Raw genomic sequence first — 15,897 nt, forward strand, 5'->3', positions numbered from 1 at the left:
CGCCGTGGGCGGGCACCCCGGACGCGGCTCGGGCCGCGGGCCGGCCGCGCTGCTCCGGCCGCCGGGCTCGGGTGCGGTGACGAGGTGCCGGGCTCGTGGCGGTGACGTGGCGCCGGCTCGTGGCGGTGGTGCCGCCGGGCTCGTGGCGGTGGTGCCGCCGGGCTCGTGGCGGTGGTGCCGCCGGGCTCGTGGCGGTGGTGCGGCCGGGCTTGTTGCGGTGGTGGGGCGGCGGGTGTCCCTGGTCGTGGTCCGGGTGTCACACCCGTCCCGGCAGCGCCTCGACCACCAGCGCGCGTACGGCGTCCAGGGCCTCCGCGCGGTCCTCGGGGACCAGGCCGATGCGGGTGCGGCGGTCCAGGAGGTCGGCCTCGTCGAGGGCGCCCTCGTGCCGCAGGGCCCAGAGGATCTCGGCCCCGGTGACGGGGTGGTCCGGCAGGACCCGCTCGCCGAGCCGGGGGTCGCGGGCGGCGAGGGCGTGGACGGCCGGTGCCTCGGTGCCGTAGCGGCGGACCAGGCGGCGCGGTGCGCGCAGCGCGGCCAGGGCCCGCGGTGCGGCGGCGCCGACCAGCGGCAGCGCGGCGGTGGGGGACGGGCCGGCGCCCAGGCGGCGGGCGGCGACGGCGGCGTCCACGGCGTCCTCGGCCATGCGCCGGTACGTGGTCAGCTTGCCGCCGACCACGGTGACCACGCCCTCCGGCGAGGTGAGGACCGCGTGGCGGCGGGAGATGTCCGCCGTGCGGGGCCCGCCGTCGGACCGGTCGGCGGGCCCCGTGTCCAGCAGGGGGCGCAGCCCCGCGAAGGCGCCCACCACGTCCTCGCGGTGGACCGGCGCGTCCAGCACGGAACCCAGCACGTCCAGCAGGAAGCCGACGTCCGTCTCGGGCACCTCGGGAACGTCCGGGACCTCCCCTTCCACGGGCTCGTCGGTCAGACCGACGTAGACCCGCCCGTCGCCCTGGGGCAGCACCAGGACGAAGCGGTTGGTCTCCCCGGGCACCGGCACGTGCAGGCCCGCGGGCAGCGGCCCGAGCCGGTCGGAGCGCAGGACCAGGTGGGTGCCGCGGGAGGGGCGGACCCGGATGCCCTCCACCAGGTCACCGGCCCAGACGCCGGAGGCGTTGATCACCGCGCGGGCGCGGATCTCGCCCTCCTCCCCGGTCAGTTCGTCGCGTATCCGGGCTCCGGAGGCGGTCAGCTCCAGCGCCCGCACGCGGGTCAGTATCCGGGCGCCGCGCGCGGCGGCGGTCCGGGCGAGCGCGGTCACCAGGCGGGCGTCGTCGGTGAGCCGGCCGTCCCAGGACAGCAGCCCGCCGCGCAGCCGGTCGGAGCGCAGGGCCGGGGCCAGATGGTGGGTCTCCACCGCGGACAGCCGGCGCGGCGCGGGCAGCGTGGCCCGCGCGGTGCGTGCCGCCAGCCGCAGGGTGTCACCGGCCCGGAACCCGGCCCACGCCAGCGCGGCCTGGCTCCGTGAGACCAGCGGCGTCAGCGGCAGCACGAACGGCTGGGCGTGCACCAGGTGCGGAGCCGTGCGCTCCATGAGCACCCCGCGCTCGACCGCGCTCTCGTGGGCCACGTCCAGGTGCGCGGAGGCCAGATAGCGCAGACCGCCGTGGATGAGCTTGGAGCTCCAGCGGGAGGTGCCGAAGGCCAGGTCGTGGGAGTCCACGGCGACCACGCTCAGACCGCGGGCCGCCGCGTCCAGGGCGACGCCGGCGCCCGTCGCGCCGAGCCCGACGACCAGGACGTCCACGACGGGGCCGCCCAGCGCCTCGGTCAGCTCGCGCGAGCGCCGGGCGGCGGACAGGGAGGCCCCGGCGGCGGGGCTGCTGCTGGTCGGGCTCATGGGGTGAGGGTCCTCTCCAGAACGGTGCGCAGTTCCCCCAGGAAGGCCGCGGGGGTCAGTTCGTCGTCGTCCTCGTCGGTCATGGTGCGCAGCGACAGGGCGAAGGACTGGACGACCAGCAGCACGGACCGTGCCTGCCGTCCGGTGTGGCCCGGGCGCACCGAACCGTCGGCGTGGCCCTCGGCCAGCGCGCCGGCCAGCAGCTCCAGCAGCGCCTCCTGGCTCGCCCCGCGCCGGTCCAGGACGTAGGGGAGCAGCAGCTCGGGATCGACGTCGACGATCTTGCGGAAGAGCGGGTGCGCGCGGAACCCCTCGACCCCGGTGACCAGCCCCTCGACGACGCGGGAGCGGGTGTCCAGGCCGGGCCGCGGTTCGGGGATGGCCCCGGTGGCCACCGCGATCCACTCGCGGGTCATCAGATCGCCGACCAGCGTCCGCACGTCCGGCCAGCGCCGGTACAGCGTCATCCGGGAGACGCCGGCGCGGCGGGCCACGTCGGTCATCGTCGTGCGGCGGACCCCGACGGCCAGCACGCAGTCGCGCACGGCGTCCAGCACGGTGTCGTTGTCCGAGGCGTTGGGTCGGCCCGAGTCATTGTGACGGTTAGGCGTCATGTGTAACAGTGTAACGCCCCTGGGGCTGCGCAACCGGCATGCCCCGCACCGACCGTGAGGACGACAGGCCATGGACATGCTGTGGAACGGCTGGGGGGACCCGGCCCGGGCGACGCCGCTGCCCTACACGGTGAGCGGACTGCTGCGCGACCTGCTCGGCGTAGCACCCCGGGGAGCCGCCGCCCTCCCGCTGGAGGAGATCGGCGTCCCCGCCTCGCCGCTGGACGCAACCGTCCGCCGTGCCCTGGAGGGAGCCGTCGGCGACCGCCCGGACCGGGTGCGCACGGACGCCGAGACCCGCCTGCGCCACACCCGCGGCAAGTCCACCCCCGACCTGCTGCGCATGCGGGCCGGCGACACCGCCGACACCCCGGCCGCCGTCGTGCTCCCGGACGACCACGACCAGGTGCTCGCCGTGCTGGCGGCCTGCGTCCGGCACCGCCTGGCCCTCGTCCCCTTCGGCGGCGGCACCTCCGTCGTCGGCGGCCTCGCCCCCGAAGGCGGGTCCGCGACCGCCGGCTTCGTCGCCCTCGACCTGCGGCACATGAACCGCCTGCTCGACCTGGACGAGGTCTCCCGCACCGCCACCCTGCAACCCGGCCTGCGCGCCCCCGAAGCGGAGGCGCTGCTCGCCGAACGGGGCTACACCCTCGGCCACTTCCCCCAGTCCTACGAGTGGGCCACCATCGGCGGCTTCGCCGCCACCCGCTCCAGCGGTCAGGCCTCGGCCGGCTACGGACGCTTCGACGAGATGGTCCTCGGCCTCACCCTCGCCACCCCCGAGGGCACCCTCGACACCGGCCGCGCCCCGCGCTCCGCCGCCGGACCCGACCTGCGCCAGCTCGTCCTGGGCTCCGAGGGCGCCTTCGGCGTCATCACGTCGGTCACCGTGCGCGTGTGCCCCCTGCCGCGGGTCCGCCGCTACGAGGGCTGGCGCTTCGCCTCCTTCGACGCCGGCGCCGCCGCCCTGCGCCGCCTCGCCCAGGACGGACCGCGCCCGACGGTGCTGCGGCTGTCGGACGAGACGGAGACGCTGATCGGCCTCGCCCAGCCCGACGCCATCGGCGCCTCCCTGCGACGGCAGGACGCCGGCTGCCTCGCGGTCGTCGGCTTCGAGGGCACCGAGGAGGACACCGCGCACCGCCGCGAGGGCGCCGCCGCCGTCCTGCGCGCGTGCGGCGGCACCTTCGCCGGGGAGGAACCGGGGGAGCGCTGGGCCCACGGCCGCTACTCGGCGCCGTACCTGCGCGACTCGCTGCTCGACGCCGGGGCGCTCGCCGAGACCCTGGAGACCGCGACCTACTGGTCCCGGGTCCCCGCCCTGTACACCGCCGTCCGCGACGCGCTCACCGGCACCCTCACCGAGGCCGGCACCCCGCCCCTGGTCATGTGCCACATCTCGCACGTCTACGAGAACGGCGCCTCCCTGTACTTCACGGTCGTCTCGGCGCAGGGCGAGGACGCCGTGGCCCACTGGACGCGGGCCAAGCACGCCGCCAACGAGGCGATCCTCGCGGCGGGCGGCACCATCACCCACCACCACGGCGTCGGCACCGACCACCGCGACTGGTACGTCCGGGAGGCGGGCCCCCTCGGGGTCAGGGCGCTGGACGCCGTCAAGCGGAGCCTGGACCCGGCGGGAGTGCTCAGCCCGGGTGTCCTGCTGCCCGGGAACGGACCCCGCACGTCGGCGCACCCCCACCCGTGAGACAACTGTCCGGCACCACTCGTCAGCCCGGAGGCACATCGATGCGTCAGTTCACCGCCGTCGTCAACCCCACCGCGGGCGGCGCCACCTCGGCCGCGGCGCTGCTGGGGGTGGCCCGGCTGCTGCGGGAGGCGGGCGCCGGGCTGGAGACCGAGTACAGCCGCAGCCTCGGCCACGCCCGGGAGATCGCCCGGCGGGCCGGGGAGGACGGCCGGGTGGTGCTCGCCGTCGGCGGCGACGGCATGGCCGGCGGCATCGGCGGCGCCCTCAGCGGCACCGGGGCGACGCTCGGGCTCGTCCCGGCCGGCCGCGGCAACGACTTCGCGCGCGCCCTGGGCCTGCCCACCGAGCCCGCCGCGCTCGCCGAGGTGCTGCTGCGGGGCGAGCCGCGCCCCGTCGACACCATCGAGGTGACCTCGGCGGTCCACGACCGCACCGTCGTGCTCGGCAGCGTCTACGCGGGTGTCGACGCGCTCGCCAACCGGCACGCCAACGACACCCGCCTGCTGCGCGGTGCCGCCTCCTACTACGCGGGCGCCCTGCGCGCCGTCACCGGCTGGCGTCCGACCCGCTACCGCGTCACCGTGGACGGCGAGGAGCACGCGTTCACCGGCTACACCACGGTGGCCGCCAACTCCGGCTACTACGGCTTCGACCGCCGCATAGCCCCCTCCGCCCGGGTCGACGACGGCCTGCTGGACGTCGTGATGATCCACCACGCGCCCCGGCTGCTGTTCTTCGCCCTCATGAACGAGCTGGCGTCGGGCGCCCACGTCCGCCGTCCCCAGGTCCGCGTCGTGCGCGGCCGGGAGGTCCGCATCGAGGCCGACCGGGCCGTGCCGTACGGCGCGGACGGCGAGGTCGAGGCCCTCGTCCCGGTCACGGCCAGGGTGCTGCCCGGCGCGCTGCGCGTCCTGTGCTGAACGGGCCGCCGGGCCGGCCACCGTCCTCGGTGACCGGCCCGGCGGGATGCCGCTCTCTCAGCCCCGGGGCGTGGTGAACCGTTCCCACACCCGGTGCGCGCCCAGCAACCCGGTGACCTGCTCCAGGGCCGCCGTGCCGGAGTCGGCGACGACCACGCCCGGTGCGTCGGCGGGCACCCCGGACGCCTCCAGCGCGACCTCGCCGCCCGCCCAGACACCGATCGCCTTGCCGTGCCGGAACGCCTCCGACACCAGCAGGCTCACCCGCGGGTCGGTCGTCGCCGGCCGCGCGGGCGCCGGGCCCGACTTGTAGTCGCGCGGGGTGTACGCGTCGCCGCCCATGTCCGGCGCCCCCGCGATCAGCACCGCGTCGAACTCCACGGAGCGCGCGGTGACATAGCTGCGCTGCACGGTCAGCGCGGCGTCGCCCGACCCGAGGGTCCCGCCGGTCGGCGCCACCACCAGCGGCACCATTCCGGCGTTCAGCACCGCCTGCCGCACCGCGTTCACGCCCTCCAGGTCCGCCCCGCCGGTCACGATGCCGATCACCCTGCCCTCGGTGGGCCAGGTGCGGCCGACCTGCGACAGCGCCGGGCTCGGCTCGACGTCCGCCAGCGGCACCGTCGGCTGCGGGGCGGGCAGCCCCAGGCCCTCGGCGACACCGGCGCACAGTTCCGGGTCGATGTTGGCCAGCACCTGAAGCGTCCGCTCCCTGATGGACTGCTCGTAGCACTTGCCCAGCTCGAAGGTGTACGCGCCGATGATGTGCTCGCGCTCCACCGAACTCATGCTCAGCCAGAACCGCCGCGGCTGGCTGAAGTGGTCCGCGAACGACTCCGGCGCCTCACGCACCTTCGTCGCCTCCGGCACCGGCACCGGCGCCTCGATGTACGCGCCCTCGGCCGCGCCGGCCGTGAACGGGCAGCCGCCGTCCAGGGAGTTGGGCCGGTAGGGCGCCACCCCCCGGTGCACCGCCGTCTGGTGCATGCCGTCGCGGAGCATGTCGTTGACCGGCGCCTGCGGGCGGTTGATGGGCAGCTGCGGGAAGTTGGGACCGCCGAGCCGGGTGATCTGCGTGTCCAGGTACGAGAAGAGCCGGCCCGCGAGCAGCGGGTCGTCCGTGACGTCGATGCCGGGCACGAGGTGCCCCACGTGGAAGGCGACCTGCTCGGTCTCGGCGAAGAAGTTGGACGGGTTGCGGTTCAGCGTCAGCAGCCCCACCGGCTGCACCGGAGCCAGCTCCTCCGGCACGAGGTTGGTCGGGTCGAGCAGGTCGATGCCCTCGAAGGTCTGCTCCGGATTGTCGGGGAAGGTCTGGATGCCCAGCTCCCACTGCGGGTACGCGCCCGCCTCGATGGCGTCCGCCAGGTCCCGGCGGTGGAAGTCCGGGTCGACGCCGTTGATGAGCTGCGCCTCGTCCCAGACCAGGGAGTGCACGCCCAGCTTCGGCTTCCAGTGGAACTTCACCAGCGTCGTCTCGCCCGCCGCGTTGACCAGCCGGAAGGTGTGGACGCCGAAGCCCTCCATCATCCGGTACGAGCGCGGGATGCCGCGGTCGCCCATGAAGAAGATGGTGTGGTGGGTCGCCTCGGTGTGCAGCGAGACGAAGTCCCAGAAGGTGTCGTGCGCGCTCTGCGCCTGCGGGATCTCCCGGTCGGGGTGCGGCTTGGCGGCGTGGACGACGTCCGGGAACTTGATGGCGTCCTGGATGAAGAAGACCGGGATGTTGTTGCCGACCAGGTCGAAGACGCCCTCGCTGGTGTAGAACTTCGTCGCGAAACCGCGGGTGTCCCGCACGGTGTCCGACGACCCCCGTGAACCGACCACCGTGGAGAACCGCGTGAACACCGGCGTCTCCACGTCCTCGGCGAGGAACGCCGCCTTGGTCACCGAGGCGGCCGTGCCGTAGCTCTGGAAGACGCCGTGCGCGCCGGCGCCGCGGGCGTGCACCACCCGCTCCGGGATGCGCTCGTGGTCGAAGTGCATGATCTTCTCGCGCAGGTGGTGGTCCTGCAGCAGCACGGGGCCGCGCGGTCCCGCCTTCAGCGAGTGGTCGGTGTCGTACAGCCGCGTGCCCTGGGCGTTCGTCAGATAGCTGCCGGACTGCGCCACCCGGGCCTGGTCGGCGCCCGTGGGCTGGCCGGTCGGCGACACGGTGTCCGGGCCGCTCTGGTCCGGCTTCGGGGGCAGCGGCTCCCTGGGTTCGGTGGGCTCGGCGACGGGCGGCGACTTGGGGCCGGGCTTGCCGGGGACGCCGTCCGCCGGTCCGCCACCCTCGCCCGTCAGGCTCTCGGTGACCTTGTGGGCTACTCGCTTGAGGGGATTGGCCTCGCTCATCAGCCTTTTTCTCCGTTCTGGGCGGGCCGCTGCACGCGGCCGGTCGTGTTCGGGTACCGACTGCCGTGGTGGGCCGTGACCGCGTACCCAGCGAGCGGGACTCAAGGCATGGGCGCGGGGGAACGGACGCGGACGTCTCAGGTGACGGACTCCCCGTCGTGCACGCCGCCCTGACAGCGTTTCGTGAAGGAGCCCGTCCCCGACTGGTCGACCGAGACGACGATCAGTCCGCCGCCCTGGATGCACTCGCTCGCCGTCACGTCGGCCGGGAGGTGCGGGGTACGGGTCATCGCGGCGTCGGCGGGAGCCGCGCCCAGGACCGGCAGGGCCAGGGCCGCGACGACGGCCCACGGGGACTTGCGCATGAGTCGGACTCCTTCTCACCGGTGCCGTACCAGCGTCACCGGGCCCGGGTCGGTCCGCCACTTCAGCCGCGCGCACGAGGGAGGGCCCCGACCGGCCGTGCCGGTCGGGGCCCCGTGCGTCGGATCGGCCCGAAGGCGCTTCACTCAGCCGTGTGCGTCACCCCGACGGGGTCGAAGGAGACGCGGGTGCGCCCCCCGCCGTCCGCCCAGACCACCTCGACGCCCTCCTCACCGGGCACCACCTCGGTGACGGCCTCGGCGAGGGGGCCGGGCCCCGGTTCGCCGCTGAGCGCGGCCAGGCAGACGTGCAGGGAGGTGCCGCCGGCCGCGCCGGACAGCCGGGGCAGCTCGGCCCAGGCCGTGTACGCGGTGCCCTGCGGGGCGCGCACCGTCTCGGGCTCACCGTCCCAGCCGTGCAGTCCGTGCAGCGCGGACACCAGGGGCTCCTCCGGGCCGGTGGCCCATCCGGTGTGCGTCAGGCGGGCGCCGGGCGGCGCCCCGACCACCCGGTGCACCCGCAGCTCGTACGGCCCCCGTGCCACCGTCACGCTCTCCACCCGCAGCCCCGGCACCATCGGGGGGCCGCCGGCGAACACCGGCCGGTGCCAGGACGCCGCCCAGCCCCAGCCGTCGCCCTGGCCCGCGCCGAGCGGGTGGACACGGCGCCGCACGCTGCCGCGGCCGTTCACCCGGACGGAGAGGTGGTTGTCCGCCACGTTGGTCACGGCGGTGGGGCCGGTCCGGGTCGAGTACGCCTGCCGGCCGTAGTGCGGGTCGTCCTCGGCGGCCACCTCGCCCTCGTGCGGCCGGACGTGGTCGCTGCCGTGATTGTGCAGCCGTACGATCCCGTCGGCGCGCGTCGCCTGGAGCAGCAGCCCGGGGCCGGGCAGGGCCAGCACGCGGTCCGCCTCCTCCACCGGGGCCGCCTCCTCGGTGGCCGTCCACAGCGGGTGGCCGGCCGGGGCCAGGAGCGAGACGAACGCCTTCGACGCCCAGTACGGGGAGGCCGGGCCCGAGTACGGCTGGAGGGTGGCCTCGTGGGCCCCGTGCCAGCCCAGCGAGAGCAGCCCGTCGTCGGTCAGCGCGCCGTGCTCCAGGAAGTACCGCAGACTGCCGCTCACCAGCCGTCGCGAGACGCCCGGCGACAGCGGTGTGTGCCCGGTGACCGCGCCGAGCCCCACGGCGGCGGACGCGGCGAAGCGGTAGGAGAGCGAACGGCCGTAGTGCAGCGGCGCGCCGTCCGCGCCGAACATCAGGGCGAAGCCCTCCAGATGGGCGCGCAGCCGCTCACCGAACCGGGCGGCGTCCTCGCCGGTGTCGCCCGCCAGATGGGCGTCCAGCACCGGATACAGGTGCAGCGCCCAGCCGTTGTAGTGGTCGAAGGCGCGGCCGTCGCCGTCGGCGTACCAGCCCCCGCCCCGGTACCAGCCCTCCATCAGCTCCAGCGCCCGCCCGCGCGCCGCCGCCGTCTCCGCGTCGCCGCGGCCGACCGACTCCAGGAACCCGGCCACCGTGTACGGGAACAGGTACCAGTTGTTCGGCGCCGGCACGTGCCTGAGCGCCCCGCGCAGCCACTCCTCCACGCGGTCCTGCACCCCGGCGTCGAGGTTCTTCCACAGCCAGGGCGCGGTCAGCCGCAGCCCCAGCGCGACCGACGCGGACTCGACCATCGGCTGGCCCTGCACGTCGTGGTCGAGGATCAGCGGCCAGGACTCGGTGTCCTCGCGGCCGGGGGTGCGGGTGCCCGAGTCGAGACCGCGCGCGTAGCGGTCCAGCCAGCCGTGCGGGTCGTCGCCGTCGGCGCCGGCGACCCGGAAGGCCGCCGCGAGGAAGGTGCGGGCGAAGCCCTCCAGCCCGTCGGAGCGCACACCCGAGCGGGACGGACGCCCCGGCAGGTCCAGCAGGGCGCGGCCGGGGGAGCTCCAGCGCCACGCGGCCCACAGCAGTCCGTCCGCGACGGCCTCCCAGTGGGCGCGGGTGTACCCGGTGTACGGGCTCGGCGCACGGTCCTCGGTGGGCAGTTCGAACGGGATGCTCATGCCAGGAACGCCAGCCTTTCGCGTCGTACGGGATGGAGGAAACCGGCGCCGGACGCCCAGCGGGTGGTCTCGGCGAGGGCGAGGTCGGCCAGGCGGCGCCACTCGTTGCCCTCGGAGCCGGCGAGGTGCGGGGTGATCAGCGCGTTGTCGCAGTCCCACAGCGGATGGTCCGGGGGCAGCACCTCGGGGTCGGTGACGTCCAGCACCGCCCGGATGCGGCCCTGGGTGACCGCGTCCGTGAGCGCGTCCTGGTCGACGACCGCGCCCCGGGAGGTGTTGACCAGCACGGCGTCGGGCCGCATCGCGTCGATCAGGGACCGGCCGACCAGGCCGCGGGTGGTGGGCAGCAGCGGGGTGTGCACGCTGACGGTGTCGCAGCGCGCGAACAGCTCGGGCAGCGTCACCAGTTCGACGCCGAGCGCGGAGGCGTCCGTCCCGTCGACGTACGGGTCGTGCAGGAGGACGTCGACGTCGTGCGGGCGCAGCAGCTCGACGACCCTGCGGCCGATCAGCGAGGCGGACAGGATGCCGACCGTACGCCGGTAGTTGCCGACGCCGCGCGGGGTGCGCAGCCAGTTGCCGCGCTCCCGGGAGACCCGGTAGTCGCGGGCCCGTTCCAGTACCCGCTTGCCGGTGAGCAGGATCATGGCGAGCGTGTACTCGGCCACCGGCAGCGCGTTGGCGGCCGCGGCCGAGGAGACCTCGATCCCGCGCTCCCAGCAGGCCTCGGTGACGTGCCCGCGGACGCTGCCCGCCGTGTGCACCACGGCCCGCAGCCGCGGGGCGGCCCGCAGTACGTCCTCGTCCAGCCGCGGACAGCCCCAGCCGGTGACCAGCAGGTCCACATCGGCCAGCACCGACCTGGCCCGGGGCGTGGACAGGTCGTCCAGCACCGGGAACGGCGCGAGGTCGCAGACCCGGCGGAAGGCGCCGAGGGACTGCGGGTCGAGGACGGCCGAGGCGGCGTCCCGGGACATGGCCACGGCGGCACGGGGCCGGAATCCGGGACCGGGGGAGTGCGAGGTCACTTGACGGCTCCGGCGGTCAGCCCGCTCCGCCAGAAGCGCTGGAGCAGGACGAAGGCGAGGATGAGCGGCAGTACGGCGAGCAGGGACCCCATGATGACCACGGGGTAGTACTCGGGCGAGACGGACGCCGCGCTGTTCCACTGGTACAGGCCGAGACTGACGGGATACAGGTCCTGGTCGGACAGCATCACCATGGGCAGGAAGAAGTTGTTCCAGATCGCGGTCAGCTGGAAGAGGAAGACCGTCACCAGGCCGGGCCCGAGCATCCTGAGCGCCACCCGGAAGTACGTGGTCAGCTCGCCGGCCCCGTCCACCCGCGCCGCCTCCAGCACCTCGTCGGGCACGTAACCCCGCGCGAAGATCCGCCCGAGGTAGACGCCGAACGGGTTGAACAGCACCGGGATGAAGACCGCCCAGAAGGTGTTGACCAGGCCGGCCTCGGACGCCATCAGGTACAGCGGCAGCGCGAGGACCGTCTGCGGCACCATGACCGCCGCCAGGACCAGGCCGAACAGCTTCTCCTTGTGCCGGAAGCCGTACTTGTCGAAGGCGTAGCCGCAGGCCACGCTCACCAGTGCGCCGATCGCCGCGCCCACCACCGCGTACAGCAGGCTGTTGACGTACCAGCGGCCGTACAGTCCGCCGTCCATGGCGAACAGGTCCTGGAGGTTGCGTGCGAAGGAGAAGTCGCTCAGCGAGAGCAGGTCGCTGCTGAAGAGCGCGTCCCGGGTCTTGGCGGAGGCGAGCACCAGCCACAGGACCGGGAGCAGGGTGTAGAGCACGGAGATCGCCACGACCACGTTGACCGTGGCCCGGCCCAGCAGTCCGGGGCGGAGCAGGGAGCTGTCGGCGGCGCTCATCGGGCCTCCCGGGAGACGTCGGCGCGACTGGTGAAGCGGGTGACGCCGTAGGACAGGGCGATGGTGCAGACGAGCAGGACGACCGAGGCGGCCGCCGCGAGGCCGTAGTTGTTGCGGGTGAAGGCCGCGTCGTAGATGTACATGCTCGGCGAGAACCGCGAACTGATCATCGGTGACGACTGGCTGAGCAGCATCGGTTCGGTGAAGAGCTGGAGCGCCCAGATCAGGGTGAAGATGGAGACCATCACGATGGAGGCGCGCACCAGCGGCGTCTTGACCTGGAGCGCGGTGCGCACCGGCCCCGCGCCGTCCACCACGGACGCCTCGATCACCTCGCGCGGCACCGCCTGCAGGGCGGCGTAGAAGACCACCATGTTGTAGCCGAGGTTGCTCCACAGCGCGATGTTCACGATGGAGGGGACCACCGTGTGCACGCCGAGGAAGTCGATGGTGACGTCCGCCTGCGCGAACAGTTCGATGACCGGGCTGATGCCGGGCGTGTACAGGTACAGCCAGATCAGCGCCGCGATGATGCCGGGCACCGCGTGCGGCAGGAACAGCCCGAGCTGGGCGAAGGCGCGCAGCCGGACCACGCCGGAGTCCAGCAGCAGGGCGAGCGCGAGCGCGCCGACGACCATGAGCGGGATGTAGATCAGGCAGTACAGGGCGACCGTGCCGAGCCCGCCGAGGAAGGTCGGGTCGGTGAGCACGGCCGCGTAGGACCGCAGCCCCACGAAGACCCTGCGCTCGGGGCCGAAGCCGAGGCCGGGCTGGTCGTCGCTGAAGAAGCTCAGGTAGACCGCCGTGCCGACGGGTATCAGGAAGACGGTGACCAGCAGGACGAAGAACGGCGTCATCAGGACGCACGCCGCGGTCAGTTGACGGCGCCTGGCCGCTCTGCGGGCACGCGGGCCCGACGCGGAGGGGGCCGCGGCGGCGGGGGAGGCGCCGGCCGGCACCCGGGTGCGGATGGTCGTGGTCATGGGGTGTCACCTGCCTTTCGTCGGCTCAGGTGCTGTGCTGGGTGGTGGACAGGCCGAGGGCCTTGAGGTCGGGCATGGTGCCCTCCTGGGCGGTGCGCAACGACTCGACGAGGGAGCCCTGGCCGCCGCTGACGCGGGCGAAGGAGTCCTGCATGACCTTCTGGGTGGCGCTCATCCGCGGTCCCCACAGCCACTGCTCGCCGATCTTCTCCGCCTCCCGCTCGAACAGGGTGTAGATGTCCTGCCCGCCGTAGTACGACCGGTCGAAGGCGTCGCGGCCGACGGAGACCAGGCCGGGGGCGGCCGGGTACTGGCTGCTGGTGCCGCTGGACAGCCGGGCCCGCAGGGCGTCGGGGTGGGAGACCTGCCACTCGATGAACTCCATGGCGGCCTCGGGGTGCCTGCTGTCCGCGGTGACGGCGAAGGTGGAGCCGCCGTGCGTGCCGACGGAGGGGCTGCCGGTGTCCCACTGCGGCATCGGCGCGATCCGCCACTGGCCCTTCTGCCCCGGCCGCGCGTTCATCTGCGCGCCCGCGTCCCAGGCGCCGCTGAGCCGGGTCAGCACCAGGCCGTTGCCGATCTGCGCGTCGGACTGGCGGCTCTCGACGGCGTTCATGAAGACGTCGTCCCGGTCGATCAGGCCCTGCCAGTAGTCCGCGACCCGCCGGGACGGCGCGTCGGCGAGGGAGACGTTCCAGGCGCCCTTCGAGGTGTCGAACCACCGGGCGCCCGCCTGCCAGGCGTAGCAGGCGAACTGCGTCATCCCGTCGGTGGGGAACAGCACCAGCCGGCGGTCGGGGGCCTTGCGGCGCACGGCCGCGGCCTGCTCGGCGAACTCGTCCCAGGTGCGCGCGGGCCGGAGCCCGTAGCGGTCGAAGAGGTCGGCCCGGTAGTGCATGACCATGGGCTCGACGTCCAGCGGCACGCTGAACACCCTGCCCTCGAAGGTGGTCAGGCCGAGGGCCTGGGGCAGCAGCTTGCGGCGCAGGCCGTCGCCGACCAGGTCGGTGATGTCCCGGGCGACGCCGTCGATGGCGTACCCGGGCACCTGCGGGTACTCGATGGTGGCGACGTCGGGCGCGTTGCCGGCCCGGGCGGCGTTGCTGAGCTTGGCGTAGCCGCCCTGCCCGCCGGAGGGGATCTGCTGGAACTCCACCTGCACGGTGCGGTGCGTGCGGTTGAAGGCGTCGACCACCTCCTGGCTGCCGCGCAGGGCGGACCAGAAGGTGATGCGCGTGGTGGTGCCCGTGCGGGCCGACGATGCGGCGTTCCCCCCGCTGCAGGCGCTCACGGCTCCTGTCAGGGGTACGGCGGCCATCGCGGCGAGCACGGAGCGACGGCTGGGTCGTCCGGGCATGGCGCCTCCCGCGGCTCCTGCGGGCCCGCGTCGGTGCGGACCCGACTGTTCGGGACACGGGAATCCTGAAGGCTCCGCCACAAACGGTCAATAGATCGATCAGAAGAAAATGAAACGCTCAAACGCTCATTCCCGTGGGGCGGTCGATCCCCGCACCATCAGCCGGGGCAGCAGCTCGACGCGGCGCGTGGGCCCGGGCGCGCTCTCCCGCAGACGCCGCAGCAGCAGCTCGGCGGCGACCCGGCCGACCTCGGCCCGGGGCGGGGACACGGCCGTCAGCGGGGGCGTCGCGAGCCCGGCCACCACGTCGTCGTACGCCACGACCGAGCAGTCCTGCGGCACCCGCACGCCCTCGGCCGCCAGCCGCTGCACGATCATCAGCGCGTCCACGTCACCGTGCAGCACGACCGCGCTCGCCCCCGTCCTGCTCAGCAGCACCGGCAGTTCGGCGGTCTCGTCCGCCGTGTACGGCCCCTCCGGACCCGACTCCGGGGTGCTCAGCGCCCACGCCCACTCCTCCACCAGCGGGTGCGCGTCCGCGATCTCGGCCAGCGCGGACCGCAGGGTGCGGGCGGTCGGGCTGTCGTCCCGGGTCGCGAAGACGACGCGTCGGTGACCGAGTCCCACCAAGTGCTCCACCGCGAGGTGCGCGCCGTACCAGTGGTCCGAGCAGACCGAGTCCAGCACGTGCGGTGCGCTGCCGCGTCGCGGCCGGCGTTCCATGAGCACCGTCGGCACCTCCAGCCCGGACAGCCACCCGTGGTCGGCCTCCTCGACGGCCAGGCTGTTCCACCGGGGCGCGAGCAGCAGGCCCCGGGCGCCGTCCGCGAGGGCCCGCTCGACCAGCGGGCGTTCGGCACCCGCCGCCTGGGGCGCGATGTGCAGCGCCAGACGCACACCGGCCTCCTCCAGCACCGTGCGCGCGCCGTGCAGCGTCTCGGTCAGGTACGAGTGCCGCTCCGGCACCACCACGGCCACCCGGTCACCGTCGGCGGCCTCCCTGACGGGGACCTCCTGGGCGGGCAGCGTCGAGCGGACGACGCCGTGCCCCCGGCGCAGCCTGCCCTCGCGTGTCAGCTCCTCCACGTCACGGCGCACCGTCACCACGGAGACCTGCAACTCGTCGGCGAGGTCGCGCACCCGCGCGGTGCCCCGCGCCTGCACCGCCGCCAGAATCCGCTGACGCCTGAGATCGACCGGCTCCCGCATCTGGCCTCCCACCCCCGTGATGTTCGTTTGAGCGATTCCGCGTCATCATAGCGATCGCTCGGAGCGGGTGCCCGCGTCTCCCGGGGCGGTGACAGGGCCTAGGGCTCGGGGTCCGCGAGAAGCGGACCCAGCGGGCCCAGATCCAGGTTCAGGTCGGCGCGACTGAGGCCGTGCTGCGCGCACAGGTCGTCCATCCGCTCGTCGAGCAGCAGCAGCGCCGTGCCCAGCCGCTCCTCCTGTTCCGGGCTGAGCGTCCCCTCGTCGAAGCGGCGCACCGCCTGGCGCTCCATGAGCTGGCGCAACAGTTCCACGACCGTGAGGACCAGGGCGGCCAGGTCGTTGGTGACCCGCTCGGGGTCCAGGTCGAGGGAGTGGGCCCGGGGCGCGCTCACAGCGGCCCGCTGTCCGGCCAGGGAGCAGGCACCCGCTCGTTCACCGAGGACAGCAGGGCGTGCAGCGAGATCCGCACCAGCGGCACGTCCGCGATGGCCAGCACCAGGTCCCCGCTGACGACGACCCCCGTGGCCAGCACCCGGTCCAGGAGGTCGACCAGGGGCACGCCCACCGGGGCGTAGGGCTCGGGACCGTCCCAGGGCACGGTCGGCGGGCCGGGCGCACGGAGGTCCGACCG

14 protein-coding genes are annotated in these 15,897 nt (G+C 74.3%); 2 read left to right on the forward strand and 12 right to left on the reverse strand.

What is annotated here, in order from left to right:
- Nucleotides 1-256 precede the first annotated feature (256 nt).
- Both ACFZP7_RS31365 and ACFZP7_RS31370 read right to left on the reverse strand, forming a co-directional pair.
- A complete protein-coding gene (locus tag ACFZP7_RS31365; protein ID WP_385637321.1) occupies nt 257-1,843 on the reverse strand; it encodes a glycerol-3-phosphate dehydrogenase/oxidase in 1,587 nt (528 codons plus the stop codon).
- Nucleotides 1,840-2,457, reverse strand: coding sequence for a TetR/AcrR family transcriptional regulator (locus tag ACFZP7_RS31370; RefSeq protein WP_385637324.1), 618 nt, complete (start codon nt 2,455-2,457; stop codon nt 1,840-1,842). The genes ACFZP7_RS31365 and ACFZP7_RS31370 overlap by 4 nt, the downstream gene beginning before the upstream one ends.
- 70 nt (nt 2,458-2,527) lie before the next feature.
- On the opposite strand from ACFZP7_RS31370, the gene ACFZP7_RS31375 reads away from it, so the two are divergent.
- Complete coding sequence (locus ACFZP7_RS31375) at nt 2,528-4,165, forward strand: FAD-binding oxidoreductase (RefSeq protein WP_385637326.1); 1,638 nt, start codon at nt 2,528-2,530, stop codon at nt 4,163-4,165.
- 41 nt (nt 4,166-4,206) lie between these two features.
- Nucleotides 4,207-5,088 carry a YegS/Rv2252/BmrU family lipid kinase gene (locus ACFZP7_RS31380; RefSeq protein WP_031015777.1) on the forward strand — a complete coding sequence of 294 codons (882 nt, stop codon included), beginning with the start codon at nt 4,207-4,209 and terminating at the stop codon, nt 5,086-5,088.
- A 57-nt stretch (nt 5,089-5,145) separates the two neighbouring features.
- On the opposite strand, the gene ACFZP7_RS31385 is transcribed toward ACFZP7_RS31380, so the two are convergent.
- The 10 genes from ACFZP7_RS31385 to ACFZP7_RS31430 form a co-directional block, all read right to left on the reverse strand.
- Nucleotides 5,146-7,425: a catalase gene (locus ACFZP7_RS31385; protein ID WP_385637328.1), complete on the reverse strand. Its 2,280-nt coding sequence runs from the start codon at nt 7,423-7,425 to the stop codon at nt 5,146-5,148.
- A gap of 137 nt (nt 7,426-7,562) precedes the next feature.
- On the reverse strand, nt 7,563-7,790 hold the full coding sequence (locus ACFZP7_RS31390; protein ID WP_385637330.1) for a hypothetical protein: 228 nt from the start codon (nt 7,788-7,790) through the stop codon (nt 7,563-7,565).
- 140 nt (nt 7,791-7,930) lie between these two features.
- Nucleotides 7,931-9,829 carry a DUF2264 domain-containing protein gene (locus ACFZP7_RS31395; RefSeq protein WP_385637333.1) on the reverse strand — a complete coding sequence of 633 codons (1,899 nt, stop codon included), beginning with the start codon at nt 9,827-9,829 and terminating at the stop codon, nt 7,931-7,933.
- Nucleotides 9,826-10,857, reverse strand: coding sequence for a hydroxyacid dehydrogenase (locus tag ACFZP7_RS31400; RefSeq protein ID WP_030975920.1), 1,032 nt, complete (start codon nt 10,855-10,857; stop codon nt 9,826-9,828). The genes ACFZP7_RS31395 and ACFZP7_RS31400 overlap by 4 nt, the downstream gene beginning before the upstream one ends.
- Nucleotides 10,854-11,717 carry a carbohydrate ABC transporter permease gene (locus ACFZP7_RS31405; RefSeq protein WP_019327837.1) on the reverse strand — a complete coding sequence of 288 codons (864 nt, stop codon included), beginning with the start codon at nt 11,715-11,717 and terminating at the stop codon, nt 10,854-10,856. The genes ACFZP7_RS31400 and ACFZP7_RS31405 overlap by 4 nt, the downstream gene beginning before the upstream one ends.
- Nucleotides 11,714-12,700 carry a carbohydrate ABC transporter permease gene (locus tag ACFZP7_RS31410; RefSeq protein WP_385637336.1) on the reverse strand — a complete coding sequence of 329 codons (987 nt, stop codon included), beginning with the start codon at nt 12,698-12,700 and terminating at the stop codon, nt 11,714-11,716. The genes ACFZP7_RS31405 and ACFZP7_RS31410 overlap by 4 nt, the downstream gene beginning before the upstream one ends.
- A gap of 25 nt (nt 12,701-12,725) precedes the next feature.
- Entirely contained in the window at nt 12,726-14,057 is a 1,332-nt protein-coding gene (locus tag ACFZP7_RS31415; RefSeq protein WP_031015765.1) for an ABC transporter substrate-binding protein, read from the reverse strand.
- 126 nt (nt 14,058-14,183) lie between these two features.
- Nucleotides 14,184-15,266 (reverse strand): substrate-binding domain-containing protein, encoded by a 1,083-nt coding sequence (locus tag ACFZP7_RS31420; RefSeq protein WP_385637338.1) that lies wholly within the window; start codon nt 15,264-15,266, stop codon nt 14,184-14,186.
- A gap of 98 nt (nt 15,267-15,364) precedes the next feature.
- The gene (locus tag ACFZP7_RS31425) at nt 15,365-15,658 is read right to left on the reverse strand and encodes a gas vesicle protein K (protein WP_019327841.1); all 294 of its coding nucleotides are present in this window, start codon (nt 15,656-15,658) and stop codon (nt 15,365-15,367) included.
- Nucleotides 15,655-15,864, reverse strand: a complete 210-nt coding sequence (locus ACFZP7_RS31430; RefSeq protein WP_029393852.1) for a gas vesicle protein — start codon at nt 15,862-15,864, stop codon at nt 15,655-15,657. Before ACFZP7_RS31430 ends, ACFZP7_RS31425 begins: the two co-directional genes overlap by 4 nt.
- Nucleotides 15,865-15,897 lie beyond the last annotated feature (33 nt).

This window comes from Streptomyces sp. SudanB5_2050 (assembly GCF_964272335.1).
In the GTDB taxonomy this organism is placed as follows: Bacteria; Actinomycetota; Actinomycetes; order Streptomycetales; family Streptomycetaceae; genus Streptomyces; species Streptomyces rochei.

Coding starts and splice junctions, on each gene's coding strand:
- ACFZP7_RS31365 (WP_385637321.1), bottom strand. CDS start 1,843: ATGAGCCCGACCAGCAGCAGCCCCGCCGCCGGGGCCTCCCTGTCCGCC.
- ACFZP7_RS31370 (WP_385637324.1), bottom strand. CDS start 2,457: ATGACGCCTAACCGTCACAATGACTCGGGCCGACCCAACGCCTCGGAC.
- ACFZP7_RS31375 (WP_385637326.1), top strand. CDS start 2,528: ATGGACATGCTGTGGAACGGCTGGGGGGACCCGGCCCGGGCGACGCCG.
- ACFZP7_RS31380 (WP_031015777.1), top strand. CDS start 4,207: ATGCGTCAGTTCACCGCCGTCGTCAACCCCACCGCGGGCGGCGCCACC.
- ACFZP7_RS31385 (WP_385637328.1), bottom strand. CDS start 7,425: ATGAGCGAGGCCAATCCCCTCAAGCGAGTAGCCCACAAGGTCACCGAG.
- ACFZP7_RS31390 (WP_385637330.1), bottom strand. CDS start 7,790: ATGCGCAAGTCCCCGTGGGCCGTCGTCGCGGCCCTGGCCCTGCCGGTC.
- ACFZP7_RS31395 (WP_385637333.1), bottom strand. CDS start 9,829: ATGAGCATCCCGTTCGAACTGCCCACCGAGGACCGTGCGCCGAGCCCG.
- ACFZP7_RS31405 (WP_019327837.1), bottom strand. CDS start 11,717: ATGAGCGCCGCCGACAGCTCCCTGCTCCGCCCCGGACTGCTGGGCCGG.
- ACFZP7_RS31410 (WP_385637336.1), bottom strand. CDS start 12,700: ATGACCACGACCATCCGCACCCGGGTGCCGGCCGGCGCCTCCCCCGCC.
- ACFZP7_RS31415 (WP_031015765.1), bottom strand. CDS start 14,057: ATGCCCGGACGACCCAGCCGTCGCTCCGTGCTCGCCGCGATGGCCGCC.
- ACFZP7_RS31420 (WP_385637338.1), bottom strand. CDS start 15,266: ATGCGGGAGCCGGTCGATCTCAGGCGTCAGCGGATTCTGGCGGCGGTG.